This window comes from Streptomyces triticisoli, assembly GCF_003270085.1.
Taxonomy (GTDB): domain Bacteria; phylum Actinomycetota; class Actinomycetes; order Streptomycetales; family Streptomycetaceae; genus Streptomyces; species Streptomyces triticisoli.
Window position 1 is genome coordinate 1 of sequence record NZ_QFDQ01000078.1, and the last position, 21720, is coordinate 21720.

Annotated in this window: 19 protein-coding genes and 3 pseudogenes; 11 read left to right on the forward strand and 11 right to left on the reverse strand. The window is 72.3% G+C overall.

The window, feature by feature from the left end; genetic code table 11:
• The first annotated feature begins 470 nt into the window (after positions 1-470).
• Entirely contained in the window at positions 471-728 is a 258-nt protein-coding gene (locus DEP02_RS13985; RefSeq protein WP_269809362.1) for an acyl-CoA thioesterase, read from the forward strand.
• Positions 729-784: 56 nt separating this feature from the next.
• On the opposite strand, the gene DEP02_RS13990 is transcribed toward DEP02_RS13985, so the two are convergent.
• Positions 785-1819, reverse strand: coding sequence for a DUF6397 family protein (locus DEP02_RS13990; RefSeq protein WP_112467657.1), 1035 nt, complete (start codon positions 1817-1819; stop codon positions 785-787).
• Between the two features lie 124 nt (positions 1820-1943).
• Positions 1944-2357, reverse strand: a complete 414-nt coding sequence (locus DEP02_RS13995; protein WP_112467658.1) for a roadblock/LC7 domain-containing protein — start codon at positions 2355-2357, stop codon at positions 1944-1946.
• Between the two features lie 93 nt (positions 2358-2450).
• Between DEP02_RS13995 and DEP02_RS14000 the strand changes: the two genes are divergently transcribed.
• The gene (locus DEP02_RS14000) at positions 2451-2879 is read left to right on the forward strand and encodes a PPOX class F420-dependent oxidoreductase (protein ID WP_112467659.1); all 429 of its coding nucleotides are present in this window, start codon (positions 2451-2453) and stop codon (positions 2877-2879) included.
• A gap of 50 nt (positions 2880-2929) precedes the next feature.
• Here the strand turns inward: DEP02_RS14000 and DEP02_RS14005 are convergent, their stop codons facing one another.
• The 4 genes and pseudogenes from DEP02_RS14005 to DEP02_RS14015 all read right to left on the reverse strand — a co-directional run.
• A complete protein-coding gene (locus DEP02_RS14005) occupies positions 2930-3535 on the reverse strand; it encodes a GTP-binding protein (RefSeq protein WP_112467660.1) in 606 nt (201 codons plus the stop codon).
• Positions 3481-3984: a zinc ribbon domain-containing protein gene (locus tag DEP02_RS34690; RefSeq protein ID WP_332871969.1), complete on the reverse strand. Its 504-nt coding sequence runs from the start codon at positions 3982-3984 to the stop codon at positions 3481-3483. Before DEP02_RS34690 ends, DEP02_RS14005 begins: the two co-directional genes overlap by 55 nt.
• 250 nt (positions 3985-4234) lie before the next feature.
• Positions 4235-4699 carry a hypothetical protein gene (locus DEP02_RS34695; RefSeq protein ID WP_232839105.1) on the reverse strand — a complete coding sequence of 155 codons (465 nt, stop codon included), beginning with the start codon at positions 4697-4699 and terminating at the stop codon, positions 4235-4237.
• Positions 4611-4892, reverse strand: a pseudogene (locus tag DEP02_RS14015) (CocE/NonD family hydrolase); the annotation flags it as partial. The pseudogene DEP02_RS14015 and the gene DEP02_RS34695, both read right to left, overlap by 89 nt.
• A 602-nt stretch (positions 4893-5494) precedes the next feature.
• On the opposite strand from DEP02_RS14015, the gene DEP02_RS14025 reads away from it, so the two are divergent.
• The gene (locus tag DEP02_RS14025; RefSeq protein WP_112467662.1) at positions 5495-6355 is read left to right on the forward strand and encodes a hypothetical protein; all 861 of its coding nucleotides are present in this window, start codon (positions 5495-5497) and stop codon (positions 6353-6355) included.
• Positions 6356-6383: 28 nt separating this feature from the next.
• A pseudogene (locus tag DEP02_RS14030) lies at positions 6384-6677 on the forward strand (tannase/feruloyl esterase family alpha/beta hydrolase); the annotation flags it as partial.
• A 4-nt stretch (positions 6678-6681) separates the two neighbouring features.
• On the opposite strand, the gene DEP02_RS14035 reads toward DEP02_RS14030, so the two are convergent.
• Positions 6682-6864, reverse strand: a complete 183-nt coding sequence (locus DEP02_RS14035) for a tail-anchor membrane protein (protein ID WP_112467663.1) — start codon at positions 6862-6864, stop codon at positions 6682-6684.
• Positions 6865-7046: 182 nt separating this feature from the next.
• Positions 7047-8102, reverse strand: a complete 1056-nt coding sequence (locus DEP02_RS14040) for an acyl-CoA desaturase (RefSeq protein ID WP_112467664.1) — start codon at positions 8100-8102, stop codon at positions 7047-7049.
• A 267-nt stretch (positions 8103-8369) separates the two neighbouring features.
• Between DEP02_RS14040 and DEP02_RS14045 the strand changes: the two genes are divergently transcribed.
• A complete protein-coding gene (locus DEP02_RS14045; RefSeq protein WP_112467665.1) occupies positions 8370-11234 on the forward strand; it encodes an SCO1167/SCO6262 family helicase in 2865 nt (954 codons plus the stop codon).
• Positions 11231-12514, forward strand: a complete 1284-nt coding sequence (locus DEP02_RS14050) for an SWIM zinc finger family protein (RefSeq protein WP_112467681.1) — start codon at positions 11231-11233, stop codon at positions 12512-12514. Before DEP02_RS14045 ends, DEP02_RS14050 begins: the two co-directional genes overlap by 4 nt.
• A 39-nt stretch (positions 12515-12553) precedes the next feature.
• On the opposite strand, the gene DEP02_RS14055 is transcribed toward DEP02_RS14050, so the two are convergent.
• Positions 12554-12907 (reverse strand): hypothetical protein, encoded by a 354-nt coding sequence (locus tag DEP02_RS14055; protein ID WP_112467666.1) that lies wholly within the window; start codon positions 12905-12907, stop codon positions 12554-12556.
• A 214-nt stretch (positions 12908-13121) separates the two neighbouring features.
• Complete coding sequence (gene xylA / locus DEP02_RS14060) at positions 13122-14288, reverse strand: xylose isomerase (protein ID WP_112467667.1); 1167 nt, start codon at positions 14286-14288, stop codon at positions 13122-13124.
• Positions 14289-14401: 113 nt separating this feature from the next.
• On the opposite strand from xylA, the gene xylB reads away from it, so the two are divergent.
• The 5 genes and pseudogenes from xylB (at position 14402) to exaC (ending at position 21102) form a co-directional block, all read left to right on the forward strand.
• Positions 14402-15847 carry a xylulokinase gene (gene xylB, locus DEP02_RS14065; protein WP_112467668.1) on the forward strand — a complete coding sequence of 482 codons (1446 nt, stop codon included), beginning with the start codon at positions 14402-14404 and terminating at the stop codon, positions 15845-15847.
• Between the two features lie 68 nt (positions 15848-15915).
• Complete coding sequence (locus tag DEP02_RS14070; protein WP_112467669.1) at positions 15916-17127, forward strand: ROK family transcriptional regulator; 1212 nt, start codon at positions 15916-15918, stop codon at positions 17125-17127.
• 378 nt (positions 17128-17505) lie between these two features.
• A pseudogene (locus DEP02_RS14075) lies at positions 17506-18106 on the forward strand (N-acetylmuramoyl-L-alanine amidase).
• Between the two features lie 84 nt (positions 18107-18190).
• Positions 18191-19468, forward strand: coding sequence for a GAF domain-containing protein (locus tag DEP02_RS14080; RefSeq protein WP_232839106.1), 1278 nt, complete (start codon positions 18191-18193; stop codon positions 19466-19468).
• 110 nt (positions 19469-19578) lie between these two features.
• Positions 19579-21102 carry an acetaldehyde dehydrogenase ExaC gene (exaC, locus tag DEP02_RS14085; RefSeq protein WP_112467671.1) on the forward strand — a complete coding sequence of 508 codons (1524 nt, stop codon included), beginning with the start codon at positions 19579-19581 and terminating at the stop codon, positions 21100-21102.
• 86 nt (positions 21103-21188) lie between these two features.
• Here the strand turns inward: exaC and DEP02_RS14090 are convergent, their stop codons facing one another.
• Positions 21189-21716: a site-specific integrase gene (locus tag DEP02_RS14090; protein ID WP_232839111.1), complete on the reverse strand. Its 528-nt coding sequence runs from the start codon at positions 21714-21716 to the stop codon at positions 21189-21191.
• Positions 21717-21720: the final 4 nt, after the last annotated feature.

Genomic DNA, 21720 nt, shown 5'->3' on the forward strand with positions numbered 1-21720 from the left:
GTGATCTCGTGGGCCAGGGCGTCATCGGCGGCCTTCCTCGCCGAGCGCGCCGTCTCGCCGGCCGGCCACGCGTAGAAGGAGGAGCGGGCCACCTTCAGCAGCCGGCACGACAGAGCGACGTTGTGGGTGGTCTTCTCCGCCTCGATGAACGCGTACACCTCGCTCATCGATCGCTCTCCTTCGCGAAGAAGACCGCCGCTTTTCGCAGCACCTCGATCGTCTCGGCCTGCTCACGGGCCGACTCTTCCCACCTGGCACTACTTCCTCTGGAACCTCACGTCCCAGTCTCCAGGTGTCCACGATCAAGGGGAAGCTTCAACCTCCATTCCTCCACGTCAGCGGGTATCACACTCATGTACCACCAGCAGACGAAGAACCTGCTGGCGCCCCTCCGCGCAGGAAACCTGCGGCATTCGCTCAGCACGCCTACAGCAACTTGTCAGATGGACTGACTACCACCCATCGCACGATTGTGCGCATGGTGTGCTGGGCATGCGTCCAAGCGCTCTCTACACCAGAAACATGCAGGTCGTCGAGCACTCGTGGCTTCCATCTCCGCCCACGCCATGTGGTTCCGCCGGCCGTTCCGTGCGGATGAGTGGTTCCTGTACGACCAGGAGTCGCCGATCGCGACGGGCGGCCGGGGTCTGGCCCGCGGGCGCACCTACGACGCGAAGGGGCGCCTGCTCGTGTCGGTCGTCCAGGAGGGCCTGTTCCGCGCGGTGTAGGCAGTCGCCCTCCGTGGCGGGTCCGTCGGCCGGCCCGGGGTCCGCCAGGTGGCCGTTCAGGGGTCTCTGCGGAAGAACCTGCCCAGCAGGCGGCGTGAGCGCTCGCACCGCTTCGCCGGTTCGCACCGCTGGGATCGCTCGGGTTGCTGGGGTCGTTCGGGCCGCTCCGGCGTGGGCGGAAGCCGGTGATGTGCTGGGTGCCGGTGCTGGACCAACGGGTGCCGGTGCTCTGCCGGATGCTCATGCGCCGCCGGGTACCGGTCGGTGCGCCGCCGGGCCGGGCGGGGTGCGGGCCGGTGGGTGCGTGCCTCATCCACCGCCCGTGCCAGGTCCGCCCGGAGCCATTCGATCTCGTCCGGATCCTGCGCCGTCGCGATCCGCTCGGTGAGATGGGCGGCGGGCGTGCCCGGTGCGCCGTGGGCGGACGGCTGCGGCCGGAAGCGGTTCAGATACGCGCGTTCGTAGGGGTCCCTGACGATCTCCGAGACCTGAACCTGGTCGAGCATCGATGCCACGGCACCCGCCCGCTCCCACGGGTCGCCGGCCTGGCGCAGCAGGAAGCCGAGTTGCCGTCCGCGCCAGTTGCGGGCGCGGAGGTCCAGGCCGGTGTCCAGCTGGGACCGGAGTGCCTCGGGCAGCGGCCGGTTCAGCAGCGCCGCGCTCTTCGGGTCGGCGGCGAACTCCAGCAGTTCGTCGGCCAGATACAACCAGACCACGGCCCGGTAGCGGTTGAGGTAGAACTTGACCGGAGTCACCAGGCCCAGGCGGGCCAGACGCGTGAACCGGGCGGCGGTCACTTCCATGAGCGCCGCGCCGTCCCTGGTGCCCACGGCTTCGACCCGCCTGCGCAGCGCCTCCGGGAAACCCTCCTGGGCGCGCAGCCGCTCGATCTCGGCTCGGCCGACGCGCCGGCCGCCGCCTCCTTCGTCGGGCAGGGTGCGAATGTGACCGAGATGGACGGCCAGGTCGAACTCGCTGCGTTTGAGACCCAGTTCGCGGGCCGCTCTGCTCCGGGAGAAGGGTGTCTGCCGTTTTGCGTCGGCCGTTTCGGCGGTGGGTGTGATGACATGCGTGATGGTGTCGCCGGACATGGTCGTCTCCCCCGTGGAGTGTGGGGCTCGCGCCGGCTGCGCTCGCCTGGAAAAACCGTAGCCGTTGCCGCGAATCTCGGTGCGAGCCTGTGGATAACTCCACGAGGGAGGACGAACACGCAGGTCAGAGGTCTGTTGTAGAAATCCGCTCCGATTGGCGGGCGTTCACGTCGAGGTGCTCACCGACTCGGTTGACGAGCAGGGTCATCTCGTAGGCGATCTGACCGATGTCGGCCTCCGCACCGCTGAGGACGCACAGGCAGCTGCCCGCGCCGGCCGCCGTAACGAACAGCACCGCGTCGTCGAACTCGACCATCGTCTGGCGTACCCCACCCGCGCCGAAGTGGCGGCCCGAGCCCTTGGCCAGGCTGTGCAGCCCGGACGACACAGCCGCGAGATGCTCGGCGTCCTCGCGTCGCAGTCCCGTGCTCGCGCCCGTCACCAGCCCGTCGTTGGACAGGACCAGGGCGTGCCGTACGTGTTCCATCCGTTGGGTCAGGTCGTCGAGCAGCCAGCCCAGTGTCTGGTTCTGCGCCATGATGCGGTCTCCCCGTGTGATGTCTTCCCCGTGGTCGAAGGATCTCCCGCCAGCCTTCCCCACCGCCGCTGTCCCGGCAAGGAGTATGGGGACATGGCACAGAAGATGACCGACGACGAGTGGCGGGCGTTCGTGTCGTACGGCACCCGCACCGGCAAGCTGTCGACCGTACGGGCCGACGGGAGTCCGCATGTCGCGCCTATCTGGTTTCTGCTCGACGGGAACGACATCGTGTTCAACACCGGGAAGGAAACCGTGAAGGGGCGCAATCTGGCCCGCGACGGCCGGGTCGCCCTGTGCGTGGACGACGACCGGCCGCCATTCAGCTTCGTGGTGCTGCAGGGCCACGCCCGGCTGTCGGAGGATCTGGACGGTGTCCGGCAGTGGGCCACGCGCATCGGCTCCCGGTACATGGGTGAGGAGCGCGGTGAGGAGTTCGGCGCACGCAACGGCGTCCCGGGCGAACTGCTGGTTCGGTTCGCGGTCGACAAGGTCGTGGCGGTGAAGGATCTCGCGGACTGAGGCCGGCCGGCCTCCGCGTGTTCCCGCCCGGCCGGTCGCGAGCCGTTGCGTCAGCTCACGGATTCGAGCAGCCGGGCGGTGTGCATCCGCCCGGCGTACTCGACGAGCCGGATCAGCACCTCCTTCCCGGAGTCGCGTTCGCGGGCGTCGCACAGCACCACGGGTGTGCCCCGGTCGAGGTCGAGGGCGCGGGAGACGTCATCGGCGCCGTAGGTGCGGGCGCCCGGGAAGCAGTTGACGGCCACCACGGACGGGATGTGCCGGTGCTCGAAGTAGTCCACCGCCGGGAAGCAGTCCTCCAGCCGCCGCGTGTCGGCGACGACCACGGCGCCGAGGGCGCCCTGCGATAGTTCGTCCCACAGGAACCAGAAGCGGTCCTGGCCCGGCGTGGCGAAGAGGTAGAGGGAGAGCCCGGACCGGATGGTGATGCGTCCGAAGTCCATGGCGACGGTCGTGGTGACCTTCTGGTCCACACCGTCGGTGTCGTCGACCAACTGACCGGCCTGGCTCAGTAGTTCCTCGGTGCGCAGCGGCCGGATCTCGCTGACCGCGCCCACCAGGGTGGTTATGCCCACGCCGAACCCGCCGGCGACCAGTATCTTCAGCGCCAGGGTGGCCGTCTCGCCGCCCGGGGCGTCAAAGTGCTCGGAGACCATGGTTGACTTCCTCCCCACGGCTGAAGCCTGGGGATTCCAACCAGCTCGAAGGCCGGCTGGACCGGTACTGCCTCGCGGGGTCCCGGGAGTTCCTGCTTCACCGACCGCCCAACGGCGAGGTCTCCACAGGCTGGCACCGCATGTCCTGCGGCGCTGAGAATGTTCTTGGCCGCGTTCACGTCGGCGTGGTCCCGGCGGCCGCAGGCCGTGCGTACGAAGACCGCCTGGCTCTCGCGGCTCTCCGCGTCCACGTGCTTGCACCGGTTGCGCGTCTGCGACGTGTGAGCGTGGTTGACCAGCACCACCTCGGTGCCTGTCGAGTGTGCTGCGCTGCGGATGGCCAGCTCCATGCGGTTCCACCCCTTGTCGGGGATCGCCCGGTTCGGGCCGGCTTTCTGACGCACGTTCCGTCCGGGCTGTTCCATCGTGCCCTTGGCGGAGGCGGTCATGTTCCTGGTGCGCAGGTCCTCCAGCACGACCACGTTGTGCCGGGTGGTGAGCCGGTTCGCCGTCTGCGCGGTGAAGTCGGCGCGCCGGTCGGCGACCCGGCCCGTGATCCGGCTCCGAGGGTCTTGCGGCGGTTCGCCGAGCCCTTCTTCGACCGGGCGAGGCGCTGCTGAAGGCGCCGGTAGCGGGTCTTCTCCCCGGCGGCGAACTCGCGGTCGTAGAAGTCGCCGGTGCTCGTCACGGCGGCGGTCTTCACGCCCCGGTCGACGCCGACCGGTGTCCCGGTGTGGTGTCCGGGGTGCGGGCGCCGTCTTCGAAGAGGAAGGAGATGTACCAGTGCCCGGCCTTGCGGGAGACGGTGGCGGAGCGGATCTCGCCGCCGGGGTAGCGGGACCAGCGGAAGGCGGCCCAGCCCAGCTTGGGCAGCTTGGCGCGGCCGCACTTGCGGTTCAGCCGCTCGATGGTGATGAGGTTCCCGGCGGGGAACCTGAAGGACGGGTTCCAGCACACCTTGGAGCGCCATCGGACTTTGAACGTGCCGTGGGTCCGGTATGCCTTGTCGAGGTCCTTCAGGGTCTGCTGGAGGATGTGCGAGGGTGCGGCGCGCAGCCACTCGTGTTCGCGCTTGGCGTCGGCCAGTTCGGCGGCCTGCGGGACGTGCGCCGACGGCGAGGGCGTTCTCCAGGCGCAGCGCACCGTCCGCGTGGAACAGGGCATAGGGATCGTGCAGGCCCACCTGCACCACCATTGCCTTCAGCTCCGGCGGCGGGTCCAGGGCGAGGGCCCATGGCACGTAGCCCAGGTAACTGGGGCCGATGGTCCCCAGTGTTCCGTTGAACCAGGGGCGCTCGCGCAGCCAGGACACCGTGGCCCGGCCGTCGGCGGCCTCTTTCCGCCCCCGGGCACCCCCTCACCCCCGAAACCACTTTTACCCGGTTCCTCAACCGCCTGATCGACGGCCTCGACACCGACCGTCCCCAAGGGGGCGGTTCGTGAGGTGATGTCCGTTTCTTGGGGAGGGTGAGGCAAGGGCGTCGGTCGCGGGTTTCGGTCGGCTCCTGCTTCCTGGTGAAGCTGCCGGTCTCGGCCTTGGTGAGGAAGCGACCCACACGGTCGTCCTGGGGCGTCCCGGACAACAACCCCGAGAAGTCCACCGAAACCGTACAGGGCGGCACAGCCGCACACGAGGCCAGCGAGCTCATGAATGCTCGGTGCCGGAAGCCGCACAGGGAGAAGGTGTCCGCATGCTCGACAGGATCCGCAAATCCGTCGCCGGGAGCGAGTGGAGTGCCGGGCCCTGGTCGCCCTGGCGCGGGAGCAGGTCGAGCCACCCGGAACGGTGGCCCGGGTGCTGCTGGGGCTTCCGGCGGCCTGCGGCGGCGGACGGGCGAGGGTCGGTTCGCCCGCCTCCGGGTGGAGAACCGCAGGTCCGGGAGTGCACAGGGGTCGTGACAACCGCCTCCCACCCGCACTAGGGTGCGCGCCGTTGGACGAACCGATGGGGAGGCCGGGATGGCCGGAACGGACGAGGACGCCATCGCCGCCGCGGACGACGCGCTCTATGTGCTCACGGCGGTACTGCTGACACCGGCGCAGTTCCCGAGCGTGCTGGGCGACGACTATCCGGAGGCCTGCACGGCGCTCGGCCTCGCTCCCCTCGCCGACGGGTACGGCCTGGTGCTCGGTCAGGACGGCGACGGGGCGCGGTGGACCGTGGTCATCGACGACGTGTCGCTGGTCGCCGTGGCCATCGCGTCCTGGGACTGCGGCATGGAGTACGACCTGTCGCCCGACGAGCGCACGGTCGTCGCCGCGCTGCCGGGCTGGCCCCTCGCCGTCGCCGTGGCCGCTCCCGGCGTGCCCGCGCCGCACGACCCGGACCCGGGGCTCACGGACGCGCCTGTGCTGTCCCCTCCGGACACCAGCACCTGGGGACCCGCCCAGCGCCGGCTGGGCGCCGACGAGATCGCGCTGCAGTGGGCGGTGTGGCGCGAGCAGATCGACGACGCCGACTTCCGGGACCCGGGCGACGGGACGGGGAAGGACGGTGCGGCGGACGGCGGCGGTGAGCCGTCGGACGGCACCGGTGAGGAGGCGTCTCCGCGTCACAGCGGCCTCCGCCGTGTCCTGGCGGAGGCCCGCTCATACGTGGACTCGCCGCCGCCGCTGGGCCGCGTCCGGTCGTCCTTCGCGACCGGCGACGCGCGTATCCTGCGGGCCGACGGTCCCGGCTGGTCGATGGTGGCCCGCACCGACGACATCGCCTTCGTACTCCTCGACGACGAGCCCGGCGAGGTGCTGCCGGTCGGTCGGGGCCCGGAGCTGCCCGGTCTGCTGGAGGCCCTCGACAAGCTGGCGGTGCGCCCCCTCTGATTTCCCGTCTCCCTACACCCCTTCCTCGCTGCCCGAGGCGGCGGACTCGGACGTGTGCGCGCGCATGGCCGAGGCGAGCGGACAGGGCGGGCTGCACCGGTATTGCACGGTCCAGGGCGGCACGCACCTCGACGGGCTGTACGACACCTACCCCGACCGGCTGCGGCCGATCCTGCCCTGCTACCGGTCGGCGTTCGACACGCTGGTGGCGGGGGTGGAGCGCGGTGTCCGGCCGCCCGCGGACCGGGCCGTCGGCAGGCCCGCGAGCGGCGATGTGGTCGACTCCTGCGCCCTGGGCTGCAATGACGCTCCGGGGCGGTAGCGCTTCAGCGGCCGAGTTCCTTACGCGTGACGCGGCGTAGCCGGCGCCGCTGGGAGGGGTCCAGCGCGAGGTACGCGGCGGCCGGGACTCCCAGGACTATCAAGAGGGCGGCCCACCAGGGCAGCCAGATCAGCAGGATGAGCCCGACCGCCACTCCTCCCGCGGCGATCTTCGCGTTCTTCGACATCTGTCGCCTCCTTCGCGGCCACTGCCGCTCTCTGCCGTGACAACGGGCCCGCGCTCCCGACGGTTCCGGACCGCGACCCTGAGACATCCCCGAGACGCGTCCCCTACTGGTCGTGCGGGGCCGCTCTCGCAGGCCCGGCGCGACACCTCTGTCCCTTCGCCGTCGTCCACTTCCGGCCTTGTCTACTCCGCCCTGAGGGGTTCGCCCACCTCGTGCAGGTGACGCAGGGCCTGTCGGTAGGAATCGACGAGGCCGGTCTCCGCGTAGGGGATGCCCAGTCCCCGGCAGTGGGCGCGCACGAGCGGCTGGGCGAGCCGCAGGTGCGGGCGCGGCATGCTCGGGAACAGGTGGTGCTCGATCTGGTAGTTGAGGCCGCCCAGGAACCAGTCCGTCAGGGCTCCGCCACGGACGTTGCGGGAGGTGAGCACCTGGCGGCGCAGGTGACCCCAGCGCTCGCCGCGCGGGTCGGGCATCTCCATGCCCTTGTGGTTGGGCGCGAAGGCCAGCCCCAGGTGCAGACCGAACAACGCCTGGTGAAGGACGGCGAATGCCAGCGCCTTGCCGGGTGACAGGGTGGCGAGCAGCAGCGCCGCGTAGGCACCGGTGTGGGCCACGAGCAGCGCACCCTCCAGGCACCGCTCCCGGGGAGACTGGCGGCGCAGGTCCGTGAAGCTGTGGACCTTGAGGGCGACGCCCTCCAGGAGGGTGAGCGGGAAGAACAGCCAGGCCTGGTTGCGGGTGAGCCAGCGCCTGAGGCCCGTCCGGTCCCCGGCCTGTCCACCGGTGAAGACCAGGACGTCCGCGGCGACATCCGGATCCTTGTCGACGTGGTTGGGGTTGGCGTGATGGCGGTTGTGCTTGGCGTTCCACCACGAGTAGCTCAGGCCGAGCAGCAGATTGCCGTGGATCAGCCCCACGAGTCGGCTGACGGCCTTGTTCCCGGTGATCTGTGCGTGACCGGCGTCGTGCCCGAGGAACGCCGTGCGGGCGAAGAGCACGGCGAGCGGCGGGGCCAGGAGCAGCGCCCACCAGGAGTCGCCGGTCAGCACGAGTCCGGTCACGGCGCCGGCCAGGGCGAGTGCGTTGCCTGTGATGGCGCGCGCGTACCAGGCGTACCGCGGCCCGAGAAGGCCTTGGCCCTTGACGGTACGCAGCAGGGGCGCGAACTCGCTGCCGGCGGACGACCTGCCAAAGGTGTCCTCGGGGTCGTCGGCGACGGGGGCGGCAGGCTGGGGCATGGCTGGTCTCCGGCTCTCTCGGGAAACGGCCTGACCTGAGGAAACGTACGAATCAGGGCCCTGCGGCGACCATGGCGCCAGCCCCCGTATGCGTACGGGGGACAACCCTGCGTGGTCAGGGGGGATGACGACACCCACGAGGGGTGACGGCACCCCCGCCGACGCGGTGATTCACATCACCGCCGAGCCGTTCCCGGTGGGCCACCGGTGTGCTGTACCGTCGGCGACCCCGACCCAAGTAGTCAAATTTGAGGAGTCAGCATCGCTGTGCAGAGGACTTCCGCGGCAACACCGTCCGAGATTTCCGAACTGGCCCGCTGCTGTGCGGTGTTCGTTCCGGCGGACCCCGCCCGCGCCGGCCGGGTCGCCTTCTGGTTCCCCGACGGCTCCGCTCCCCCGGCCACGGCCTCCACAGCAGTGGAGGAGATCACGGTCGTCGTCCCCCGTGGCAGCGGTGTGGAGGCGGTGACCGTGCCGGCTGCCGTACTTCCCCTGCGTACGGCCCTGCCGGTCCTCACGCACGTGCGTGCCACCGAGCGGGGACACCGCGCCGGCGTGTTCTGGGGCGCGGCGGCCGTACTGGGCCTGCACCTCGTGGCGCGGGGCCTGCTGTTGCCGGGGCTGTCCGCCGGCGACCACGACGCCTGGCGTGCGGTTCCGCTGCGCGGCCAGGACGCGGAGGACGTCCGCACGCTTGCCGCCTCGATGCCACCCGAGGCGCACGCCGTCCCGGTCTACGGCGCCGAGCCGCTGCGGCTGCCCGACCCCGAGCGACTGCTGCGGGCCTTCCTCGACGCGGTGGCCGACACCCTGCCCCGCTCCCCCGCCGCGCCCCTCGTCACAGGAGGTGCGGCCTACGCGGCACTGGAGGCGCGGCACATCCCGGAGCAGCGGGCCTGGGCCGCCGACGTCGCCGCAGGCTTCGACGCGGGCGCGAGGATCTCGCTGCGCGTCGAGGTGTCCGGGCTCGAGTCCGCCGGGCAGCCCACAACGGAGCCGCGGTTCCGCGCAGTGCTGCAGGTGCACAGCGTCAGCGATCCCGCGCGGGTCGCCGACGCCGCCGAGATCTGGGCCGGACCGGTCCGCGCCGGCGAGGTGTTCGGCCCGCGCGTGCGGATGGACGTCCTGCTCGCGCTGCGCCGCGCGGCCCGTTCGTGGCCCGCGCTGACGCCGCTGCTGTCGGCGGCCGTACCGGATGCCGTCGAGCTCGCCGACGAGGAGGTCACCGAGCTCCTCGGCGAGGGCGCCCGGGCCCTCGCCGGGGCCGGGGTGGACGTGCACTGGCCCACGGGGCTGGTCCGCGGACTGCTGTCCGGAGCCACGGTCGGGCCCCCGGACGACGACGGCGGTTCCAGGGGCGCGTTGCCGGATTCCCGCACGGTCCTGTCCGCCGACGCCCTGCTCGCCTTCGACTGGTGGTTCGCACTGGGCGACCAGCGGCTCACCCGGGAGGAGCTGGACCGCCTGGCGGAGGCCGAGCGGCCCCTCGTGCGGCTGCGCGACCACTGGGTTCTGGTGGACCCCGAGGAGTTGCGCCGCGCCCGTGCCCGGCAGGACCGCAGAATCACGCCCGTGGAGGCGCTGGGCGCCGCCCTGACCGGCTCCACGGAGGTCGACGGCCGCCGGATCGAGGTCCGGCCCACGGGATGGCTGGCGACCCTCCGGGACCGGCTCGCCGACCCGGAGGTACAGGAGCCGGTCGGGCAGCCGGCCGCGCTCGCCGCCCGCCTGCGCGACTACCAGCTGCGCGGACTCGGCTGGCTGGCACGGATGACGTCACTGGGACTGGGCTGCTGCCTGGCCGACGACATGGGCCTCGGCAAGACGATCACGCTGATCGCGCTGCACTTGCACCGCCGCGGCGACCCGGCGGCTGCCGGACCGACCCTCGTGGTGTGCCCGACGTCGCTGATGGGCAACTGGCAACGGGAGATCGAAAGGTTCGCGCCCGGCACGCCCGTACGGCGCTTCCACGGCTCCCGGCGCGACCTGGAGAACCTGGCCGACGGGGAGTTCGTCCTCACCACGTACGGCACCATGCGCCTGGACGCGCGGCGCCTGGCCGAGGTGGCGTGGGGCATGGTCGTGGCGGACGAGGCCCAGCACGTGAAGAACCCGTACTCCGCCACGGCCCGGCGGCTGCGCTCCATCGGCGCACGCGCACGCGTGGCGCTCACCGGTACCCCGGTGGAGAACAACCTGTCCGAGCTGTGGGCGATCCTCGACTGGACGACACCCGGGCTGCTGGGCCGGCTCGGCACCTTCCGCACCCGCTACGCGCAAGCCGTCGAGAGCGGCCGGGATCCGGCCGCCGCCGAGCGGCTGGCCCGGCTCGTCGGCCCGTTCCTGCTGCGGCGCCGCAAGTCGGATCCAGGGATCGCCCCCGAACTGCCGCCGAAGACCGAGACCGACCGTGCGGTGTCGCTCACCGCGGAACAGACGGGTCTGTACGAGGCCCTGGTCCGCGAGACGCTCGTGGAGCTCTCCGGCGCCGAGGGCATGGCGCGGCGCGGCCTGATCGTGAAGCTGCTGACCGGCCTGAAACAGATCTGCAACCATCCGGCGCAGTTCCTCAAGGAGGACCGCCCGAGGATCGCCAGCCGCTCCGGGAAGCTGGAACTGCTGGACGAACTGCTCGGCACCATCCTCGCCGAGGGGGCAAGCGTGCTGGTCTTCACCCAGTACGTGCAGATGGCGCGCCTGATCGAGCGGCACCTGGCGGCACGCGGCGTGCGCTCGCAGTTCCTGCACGGCGGCACGCCCGTCACCGAGCGGGAGGCCATGGTCCGGTGTTTCCAGGCCGGCGAAGTCCCGGTGTTCCTGCTGTCGTTGAAGGCCGCGGGTACCGGGCTGAACCTCACGCGCGCGGAGCACGTCGTGCACTACGACCGCTGGTGGAATCCCGCCGTCGAGGCGCAGGCCACCGACCGGGCGTACCGGATCGGGCAGGACAGGCCCGTGCAGGTGCACCGGCTGATCGCCGAGGGCACGGTCGAGGACCGTATCGCCGACCTGTTGCACCGCAAGCGGGAACTGGCCGACTCGGTCCTGGGTTCGGGCGAGGCCGCGCTCACCGAACTGACGGACAAGGAGCTGGCCGACCTGGTGGAGCTGCGAGGAGGATGGCGATGACGGAGCACCGCACAGACCCGGAGCGCACGTTCGCCGCGCCGGCGCCCCCGCGCGGGCGCGGTTTCGCCGGCACGTGGTGGGGCCATGCCTGGCTGAAGGCGTTCGAGGACACGGCTCTCGACGCCGAGCAGGTGAGGGCCGGCCGCAGGCTCGCCCGCGCGGGAGCGGTGGGCGCGGTGTCGGTGCGTCCGGGCCGGATCACGGCCGTGGTGCACGACCGCGACCGTACGGCGCACCGCGCGGACGTCCTGCTGGAGGAGCTGTCCGACAACGAGTGGGCCCGGTTCCTGGACGTGGCCGTCGAACGGTCCGGGCACCTGGCGGCGCTGCTCGACCGCGCTCTGCCGCCGCACCTCGTGGAGGACGCGGCGGCCGCGGGGATCGGACTGCTGCCCGGGATCGGCGATCTGGAACCGGAGTGCGACTGCGGTGCCTGGGACCACTGCGGGCACACCGCGGCGCTCTGCCACCTGGTGGCGCGGCTGCTGGACCAGGACCCGTTCGTCCTGCTGCTGATGCGCGGTCGGGACGAACAAGCCCTTTTCGCCGAGCTTCGGGCCCGTGACAGCGCGGACGACGACGGGCCGCCCGCGCCGGACGGCGTGGACGCCGCGGAGGCCTACGCGGCGGCGTTCGTACTGCCTCCTCTGCCGCCCCTGCCCGAACCGCCCGCGGCGCCGGGCCTGCCGCCGTCCCTGGACACCGAGACCCCACCGGCACCCGGGGTCGACCCGGCCTCGCTGGAGCTCCTGGCCGCGCAGACCGCTGTGGCGGCGCACCTGCGGCTCGGCGAGACGCTGAAGATCGCGACCGGGGAACACACACCGGCCGGGGAGCACGCGCCGGCCGCAGAGCCGGCCGTCGCCCAGGACGCCGTACGCCTGGCAGCGGGCGTCTCCGACGGCGCCGTGCTGGACCGGCTCGCCGAGGGTTCGGGGCGTGGCAGGCAGGAGCTGGCACGGGCCGTGCTCGCCTGGCGGTTCGGAGGTGCGGCCGGCCTGTCCGCGCTCGAGGAGGAGTGGACGCCCGACGGCGAGGCCCACGCACGCGCGTGGGCCGCTGTCGAGTCGGCCTGGGAGGAGGACGAACGGCCGTCGCTGCGGGCCGAGGGCAACCGCTGGACCGTCGTCGGTGAGGACCGCCAGCTCCGCCTCGGGCGGGACGGCCGCTGGTGGCCCTGTCGGAAGGAGCAGGGCCACTGGGTGCCGGCCGGTGGCGCGGCCCGGGACCCGGCGACGGCGATGGCCGCGACGGAACGCGATCCGGGACGGGAGGAGTGAGCCGCGTACGGCTGCCCTGCCGAGCCTGACCTGCCGTCATCACGGCAACTCGTCGTCCAGGGAGGGGATCAGCGGTCGCAGGTCGCTCGGGATGTCGCTCGGCAGGCTGCTCGGGAAGCCCGGGGGCAGTGAGCCGGGGAAGCCGGACGGCAGGGAGCTGGGCAGCCGGCTCGGCAGCTCGGTGGGCAGGCTCGGGGTGGGGCGGGGCGAGGGACTCGTGCTCGGGCTGCTGCTCGCGGGCGGCCCGCCGTTCTCCGAGCCGCTCTTCGAGAGGGCCGGCACCAGTACCCCGGCGACCGCACCGGCGGCCACGAGCACGGTGAGGAGGACGAGGAGCGGGTTCCTGCGCCTGGGCGGCTCGGGTGGGCGAGGCGGTACGGGTGGAACGGCCATACCGCCCATCGTCGCCGAGCATCGGGCAACGCGCGGTCCGCGCGCGGTAGTCGGTACGGACTCACGGCATGGACCGCACGGTTCCGAGGCATTCCGCACGGAGATCAGGCGTCAGCGGTTCCCGTGAGTGCCGCCCGGAACAGACGCACGCGTGGCGTGCCCGTGCCGGGACACGCACGCGCGCGTGCGTGTCCCGGCACGGGCTCCCGCGGTGTCAGCCGCGTGCCCCCAGCAGGTGGTCCATCGCCAGCTGGTCGAGCCGTTCGAAGGCCATCCCGCGCGCGGCTGCCGCCTCCACGTCGAACTCCTCGAAGGCCGAACGGTCCGCGAGCAGCGCCTGCAGGCCGTCCTCCGCCGTGGGCTGCGCCAGCTGGTCCAGCCGCGAGGCGCGCAGGGCCTCCTGGACCTCCGGGTCGGCGCGGAAGGCGGCCGAGCGCTCCTTGAGGATGAGGTAGTTGCGCATGCAGCCGGCGGCCGAGGCCCACACGCCGTCCAGGTCCTCGGTCCGCGGCGGCTTGAAGTCGAAGTGGCGCGGGCCGTCGTAGCCGGCGCTCTCCAGCAGGTCGACGAGCCAGAAGGCGGCGCGCAGGTCACCGGCGCCGAAGCGCAGGTCCTGGTCGTACTTGATGCCGGACTGGCCGTTGAGGTCGATGTGGAAGAGCTTGCCCGCCCACAGGGCCTGGGCGATGCCGTGCGGGAAGTTGAGCCCGGCCATCTGCTCGTGGCCGACCTCGGGGTTCACGCCGTACAGCTCCGGGCGCTCCAGGCGCTCGATGAACGCGAGCGCGTGGCCGACGGTGGGCAGCAGGATGTCGCCGCGCGGCTCGTTCGGCTTGGGCTCGATGGCGAAGCGGAGGTCGTAGCCCTGGGAGGTGACGTACTCGCCGAGGAGGTCGAAGGCCTCCTTCATGCGGTCGAGCGCGGCGCGCACGTCCTTGGCGGCGCCGGACTCGGCGCCCTCACGGCCGCCCCAGGCAACGTACGTCTTCGCGCCCAGTTCGGCCGCCAGGTCGATGTTGCGGATCGTCTTGCGCAGCGCGTAGCGGCGCACGTCGCGGTCGTTGGTGGTGAACGCGCCGTCCTTGAAGACGGGGTGGGTGAAGAGGTTGGTGGTGGCCATCGGCACGGTCATGCCGGTCGCGTCGAGCGCCTGCCGGAAGCGCTTGATGTGCGACTCGCGCTCGGTGTCGGAGGACCCGAAGGGGATCAGGTCGTCGTCGTGGAAAGTCACTCCGTGGGCGCCGAGTTCGGCCAGGCGCCGCACCGTCTCGACCGGGTCGAGGGCGCGGCGGGTGGCGTCGCCGAACGGGTCCCGTCCCTGCCAGCCGACGGTCCACAGGCCGAAGGTGAACCTGTCCTCGGGGGTGGGCTGGTAGCTCATGCCGCGACTCCTTGCTCGCTTGCGACTATTTCGTCATGGCGGTTTACAAATTAGTATGCCTGTGCCTTCCTGGGAAGGCACAGGAAGGCCCGGACCGAAAAGAGGAGAGGGCGATGCCAGCAGCCGAGGGTCCGCTCGTCGTCGGTGTGGACTCGTCCACACAGTCCACCAAGGTGCTCGTCGTCGACGCGGCCACCGGACGGGTCGCGGCGAGCGGCCAGGCGCCGCACACCGTCTCCTCCGGGGCCGGCCGCGAGAGCGACCCGCGCCAGTGGTGGGACGCCCTGTGCGCGGCACTGCGCCAGTGCGGGGAGGCGGCGCACGAGGCTGCCGCCGTGTCGATCGCCGGCCAGCAGCACGGACTGGTCACCCTGGACGCCCAGGGAGACCCGGTACGGCCGGCCCTGTTGTGGAACGACGTGCGCTCGGCCCCGCAGGCCCGCCGTCTCGTCGAGCAGCTGGGCGGTCCGAAGACCTGGGCGGAGCGGACCGGCAGCGTGCCCGGCGCCTCCTTCACCGTCACGAAGTGGGCCTGGCTGGCCGAGCACGAACCGGAGGCGGCCCGGTCGGCGGCGGCGGTGCGCCTGCCCCACGACTACCTCACCGAACGCCTGACCGGCCTGGGCACGACCGACCGGGGGGACGCCTCGGGTACGGGCTGGTGGGCGTCCACGACCGAGGAGTACGACGAGGAGATCCTCGCCCACGTGGGGCTCGATCCGGCGCTGCTGCCCCGCGTGGTGCGGCCCGGAGAGGTGTCGGGGACCGTGCGCGACAGCCACGACCTGCCGTTCTCCAAGGGCACCCTGGTCGCTCCCGGCACCGGCGACAACGCCGCCGCCGCGCTGGGCCTCGGGCTGCGGCCCGGAACACCGGTGCTGAGCCTCGGCACCTCCGGCACGGTGTACGCGGTGTCCCGGCACCGCCCGGCCGACCCGTCCGGAACGGTGGCGGGCTTCGCCGACGCGCGCGGCGACTGGCTGCCGCTGGCCTGCACCCTCAACTGCACGCTCGCCGTCGACCGCGTGGCCGCCCTGCTGGGTCTGGACCGCGAGGCCGTCGCGCCCGGCACCGCCGTCACCCTGCTCCCCTACCTCGACGGCGAACGCACCCCGAACCTGCCGAACGCCTCCGGCCTGCTCCACGGGCTGCGCCACGACACCACGCCCGGGCAGCTGCTGCAGGCCGCCTACGACGGCGCCGTGCACGCCCTGCTGGGCGCGCTGGACCTGGTCCTCGACCAGGACGCCGACCGCACCACCCCGCTGCTGCTGATCGGCGGCGGCGCCCGGGGCACGGCCTGGCAGCAGACCGTACGGCGGCTGTCGGGGCGGCCCGTCCAGGTACCCGAGGCCAAGGAGCTGGTCGCGCTGGGCGCCGCGGCTCAGGCGGCGGGGCTGCTGACCGGCGAGGACCCGGCCGCCGTCGCCCGCCGCTGGAAGACGGCCGACGGCCCCGTGCTGGAGCCGGTGGAACGGGACGAGGCGACCCTGACCAGGATCTCCGGGGTACTCTCCGATGCGGCTTCGCTGCTGGATCGGGGCATCCGGACCGGCTGACGGACGCCTGTCGGCGGCCACCGCCCGCACCGCACCGACGACGGACACCGACCCAGGACGACGAAGGCATGACCGCACCGCTGCACCAGGCCCGCCCGGCCGGTCCCGGACGCACGCTGCCCGACAACACCCAGCAGGGCATGCGCCGCCGCAACCTCGCCCGGGTCATGCACACCGTCAGCGCCGAGGGACCGCTGTCGCGGGCGGCGGTCGCCTCGCGCATCGGACTGACCCGTGCCGCGGTGTCGACCCTCGTCGACGAGCTCATCCGGACCGGACTGCTTCAGGAGCTGGGTCCCGAGCGGCCCGGCCGCGTGGGCCGCCCCGGCTCGGCCCTCGCCGTCAGCGGGCGCGGTCCCGCCGGGGTCGGTGCGGAGGTCGGGGTCGACCACCTCGCGGCCTGCGTGGTCGACCTGCGCGGGCAGGTACGGGCACGGGCGGTGCGCCATGGAACGAACCGGGGCCGCTCCCCCGAACCGGTGACGAAGGACCTCACCGCGCTGATACGTCGGGTCGTCGCCGAGGCGGAGCGGCAGGACCTGTGGGCGGCGGGACTGTCGGTCGCCGTGCCCGGCCTGGTCTCACAGGACGGCCGTACGGTCGTGCGGGCGCCCAACCTCGGCTGGCACGACACCGACCTCGGCGCCCTGCTGCCCGGCGGCCTCCCCCTGACCGTGGACAACGAGGCCAACTTCGGCGGGCTCGCGGAACTCTGGCTCGGCGAGGGCGTGCCGCGTGACTTCCTGCACGTGTCGGCGGAGATCGGCATCGGTGCCGCGGTGGTCGTCGACGGACGTCTGCTGCGTGGAACGCGCGGCTTCGCGGGCGAGTTGGGGCATGTACCCGTCGCACCGGAGGGGCCCGCCTGCCCGTGCGGCGGGCGCGGCTGCCTGGAGCAGTACGCCGGAGAGGAAGCCGTGCTGCGGGCAGCAGGCCTGGAACCGGGCGAGGACCGGGTCGGGCTGCTCGCCGCTCGCGCCGCCGCGGGCGACGAGAACGTACGGCGGGCCCTGCGCGACGCCGGCACAGCGCTGGGCGTCGCGCTGACCGGCGCCGTCAATCTGCTCGACCCCGGCAGTGTCGTGCTGGGCGGCGCGCTGTCCGGGCTCGCGCCCTGGCTCCTGCCTTCCCTGGAGACCGAGCTGGCGAGCCGGAGCGCGGGACGGGCCTGCCCGGTGTCCGTCTCCCGGCTGGGCCCCGAGGGTCCCCTGCTGGGTGCCGCGCACGCGGTGGTGCGAGGCGTCCTCGACGACCCCGCGGCGGTGGCCGAACGCGCCTGATTCCAGGCCCGTTTCACCCGTTCGAGTGGCCGAGTTTTCCACAATCCCCCGGTCGTCCACCGATTCCCGTCGCGCCCTTCTGCCCAACCCGCAAGTTCCGTACCGTGATTCACGCGAGGCGCTGCCGTCGTACCGGTCGACGGCAGGTGTTTCCGGTGGACGAGGGACGCGCACGCCACGGGAAGCGACGGGGCAAAAGGCCGCCGAGCCCCCCTCCGCCGGCCTGGCCGGCCTGTACGACGCCGACGGCGCCAAGTGCGTGCCGCTCGCCGACGACCGTCCCCGCAGGCCCCACCGGCACCCTCACAAGCCTCCCGCGCCATCCGACGCCCCTCCCCGCAGAACCGCCCGGCTCCCCCACACAGAAAGGCCACCGCCATGGACCTGGCCCGCCTCCTCCCCAGCAGACGACGGCTGCTCAAGGCCACCGCCCTCGCCGCCGTCCCCTCCGCGTTACTCCCCACCCCGCGGGCCGGCGCGCGGGCGCAGGCCGTCGACTACCCGCCCGTCGAGTGGCGGCCGGCGAGCGGCTCCAACCACACGGCGTCCAACCGGCCCACGACCCACACGCTCGACCGGGTGATCATCCACGTCACGCAGGAGACGTACACCGGCACCCCGGCCATCTTCCAGAACCCGCAGAAGAAGGTGTCCGCCCACTACGTCGTCCGGTCCGCCGACGGACACGTCGCGCAGTGCGTCCGCGAGTCGGACATCGCCTGGCACGCGGGGAACTGGGACCACAACACCCGCGGCATCGGCATAGAGCACGAGGGCTTGGGGGGACAAGCCCGCCTACTTCACCAACGCCCTGTACGAGCAGTCGGCCAGACTCACCGCGGCGGTCTGCGGCAGACACGGCATCCCCGAGGACCGCGCGCACATCATCGGGCACCACGAGGTGCCGGGTACCGACCACACCGATCCCGGGCCCTACTGGGACTGGGTGTGCTACATCAGACTGGTCAACTTCGCCTGACGGCCGGCCCTGTCGAAGAGGTTGTCCGGGCGCACACCGAGGGTGACGATGGCACCAGCCGCATCGTCTTCCGGGGAGGCCGAGTTGACCGATCCGTGGGTGGCTCTGGAGCCGGGAACGGACCCTGCCGAGCGCGCTCGGGCGCTGCGCCGGGCGCACGAGACGTTCACCGAGGTGGGCACGGTGCCGCGCCCGGTGCGTCCGGTGGTGGCCGCCTCGTGGCGGCGTTCCGCGCGGGCCGGCGTCGGGCCGGACGGCACCGCGCGTGTGGAACTGACGGACGGGGCGCTCGGCGCCTACCGGGCGGAGCACCCGTTGGCTCCCGTGATGCCGCTGTTCCGGGAACTGCTGGGCTCGTTCGCCGCCGACGGGGAGCACCTGCTCGCAGTGTGCGACGCGCACGGCAGGCTGCTGTGGGTGGAGGGCCATCCGGCGACACGGCGGAAGGCCGACCGGATGAACTTCGTGCCCGGAGCGCGCTGGGCGGAGTCCGCCGTCGGGACGAACGCGCCGGGCACCGCGGTCGCCGTGGGCCGGCCGGTGCAGGTGTTCGCAGCCGAGCACTACATCCGGCGCGTCCAGCCCTGGACCTGCGCGGCGGCCCCGGTGCACGATCCGCGCACCGGGCAGGTCCTCGGCGCCGTGGACATCACCGGCGGGGACGGGCTCGCGCACCCGCACAGCCTCGGTTTCGTACAGGCGGTGGCGCGGGCCGCCGAGTCCCAGCTGGCGCTGCTCGGCCCCCGCAGCGCCGCCGCCGGCGCGCCCGAGCTGGCCGCGCTGGGCCGCGACGAGGCGCGGCTCACGGTGGGCGGTCGTGGCATACGGCTGAGCCGTCGGCACAGCGAGATCATGGTGCTGCTGGCCCGTCACCCGGAGGGCCTGACCGGGGACGAGCTGCTGTGCGCGCTGTACGAGGACGAGTCGGTCACTCCGGTGACGCTGCGGGCCGAGCTGGCCAGGCTGCGCCGGGTACTCGGTCCAGGTCTGCTCGCCTCGCGCCCGTACCGGCTCACCGTTCCGACGGGGTCGGACATGGCGGTGGTGGAACGGCGGCTGGGGACAGGGGCGGTCTCGACGGCCGCGGCCGCCTACGCCGGCCCGCTGCTGCCCGCCTCGCAGGCCCCGGCGGTGGTGCGGCTGCGGCAGCGCCTCGCCGACGGGCTGCGCGGCGCGCTGATCGCCCGCCGTGACCCCGACCTGCTGGCCGACTGGGCGCACGCGCCGTGGGGCGAGGACGACCTGGATGTGTGGCGGGCTCTCGTCGCCGTACGGCCGAGCGCGACGGCCCGGGCCCGGCTCGCCGCGCTCGAGGCGGAACTGGCGGCACCGCCCGGATGGTCCCGCCCCGCATCCCGCTGACGGCCCGGCCTCAGCCGCCCCGGCGCAACGTCGTTGCAACGTCGGCGTCCCTAGCCTCGCGCCGAGAGCTGCCCAACGACGGGCAGCGCTGCTGAGGGAGGCAGACCAGGATGACCCGTTACGCGGCGCCCGGCACCGAGGGCGCGATCGTCTCCTACCAGGCGCGCTACGACCACTTCATCGGCGGCGAGTACGTGCCACCGGCCCGCGGGCAGTACTTCGAGAACCCGTCGCCGGTGAACGGGCAGCCGTTCACGGAGGTGGCACGCGGAACCGCGGAGGATGTCGAGCGGGCGCTGGACGCGGCGCACGCGGCCGCCCCGGGCTGGGGCCGGACGTCGGTGGGTGAGCGCGCCGGCATCCTGCTGAAGATCGCCGACCGTATGGAGGCCTGCCTCGAACCCCTGGCGGTCGCCGAGAGCTGGGAGAACGGCAAGCCGGTCCGCGAGACGCTGGCCGCCGACATCCCGCTGGCCATCGACCACTTCCGCTACTTCGCGGGCGCGATCCGGGCGCAGGAGGGTTCGCTCGGCGAGATCGACGACGACACGGTGGCGTACCACTTCCACGAGCCGCTCGGCGTGGTCGCGCAGATCATCCCGTGGAACTTCCCGATTCTGATGGCGGCCTGGAAGCTGGCGCCCGCGCTGGCCGCGGGCAACGCGGTCGTCCTCAAGCCGGCCGAGCAGACCCCGGCCTCCATCCACTACTGGATGAGCCTGGTCGCCGACCTGCTGCCGCCCGGCGTGGTGAACATCGTCAACGGCTTCGGCGTGGAGGCGGGCAAGCCGCTCGCCTCCAGCCCGCGGGTGGCGAAGGTGGCGTTCACCGGCGAGACGACGACGGGGCGGCTGATCATGCAGTACGCCTCGGAGAACATCAAGCCGGTCACGCTGGAGCTCGGCGGCAAGTCGCCGAACATCTTCTTCGACGACGTCTCGGCGGCGCACGACGACTTCCGCGACAAGGCGCTCGAGGGCTTCACGATGTTCGCACTCAACCAGGGCGAGGTGTGCACCTGCCCGTCCCGGGCTCTGATCCAGCGCGGCCACTACGCCGACTTCGTCCAGGCCGCCGTCGCCCGCACCGAGCTCATCACGCCCGGCCACCCCCTGGACACCGACACGATGATCGGCGCCCAGGCCTCCAACGACCAGCTGGAGAAGATCCTCTCCTACCTGGACATCGGCCGGCAGGAGGGCGCGCGGGTCCTGACCGGCGGTGAACGGATCGAGTACGACGGCGAGTTGAAGGGCGGTTACTACGTCCAGCCGACCATCTTCGAGGGCGACAACCGGATGCGGATCTTCCAGGAGGAGATCTTCGGCCCGGTCGTCTCGGTGACGTCCTTCGACGACTTCGACGACGCCATCAAGATCGCCAACGACACGCTGTACGGCCTCGGCGCCGGCGTATGGACCCGGGACATGAACACCGCCTACCGCGCCGGCCGCGCGATCCAGGCGGGCCGCGTCTGGACGAACTGCTACCACCAGTACCCGGCGCACAGCGCCTTCGGGGGCTACAAGCAGTCCGGAATCGGCCGCGAGACCCACAGGATGATGCTGGACCACTACCAGCAGACGAAGAACCTCCTGGTGTCGTACTCGCCGAAGAGGCTCGGCTTCTTCTAGACACAGGAAAAGGGCGCCTGACCAGGGAAGATGCCCGTCAGGCGCCCTTCTCGGCGCACACCTGAGCAGCGGGTCGGAGTACTGTCTTACTCCCGATATCTCCCACCGGTATCCCGGCCTCGACCAGCAGTTCCGGGGCATTTCCGGGCCAGGGTGTCCTCCGACGCACCCTCCGCATCGTCCGTCGGCTCCTCCCACCGCCGCATGGACTCCTCGATCAAGCTGTTGGCATGGTTGCGTGCTTCGGCCAGGAACTTGGCGTAGTAGCGGAAGAGGACCTGGGTGCTCTGCCCGGCTCGGCGTGCGCGCTCCGCGAGGTCGACGCCGGAGGCCAGCCAGAACGAGATGCCGGCGTGGCGCAGGTCGTAGGGGCGCTTCGCCAGCTCAAGAGCGTGCTCGTCAAGGGTGAGAGCAGCCTCACGTGCTCGCCCCCGAGTGATGCCGTACGCCGAGGCGTCGATGTAGTTCCCCGCTGCGTTGCGGAACAGGCGCCCATCGGGTGCAACTCCGAAGCGTCGGATGTGTCCGCGCAACATGCGGACGAGCACTGGAGGGATCGGCACGGGCCGCGTGGCCTCGGCCGCTCGCCGTTTCAGGGAGTGGATCTCGTGCACAGCG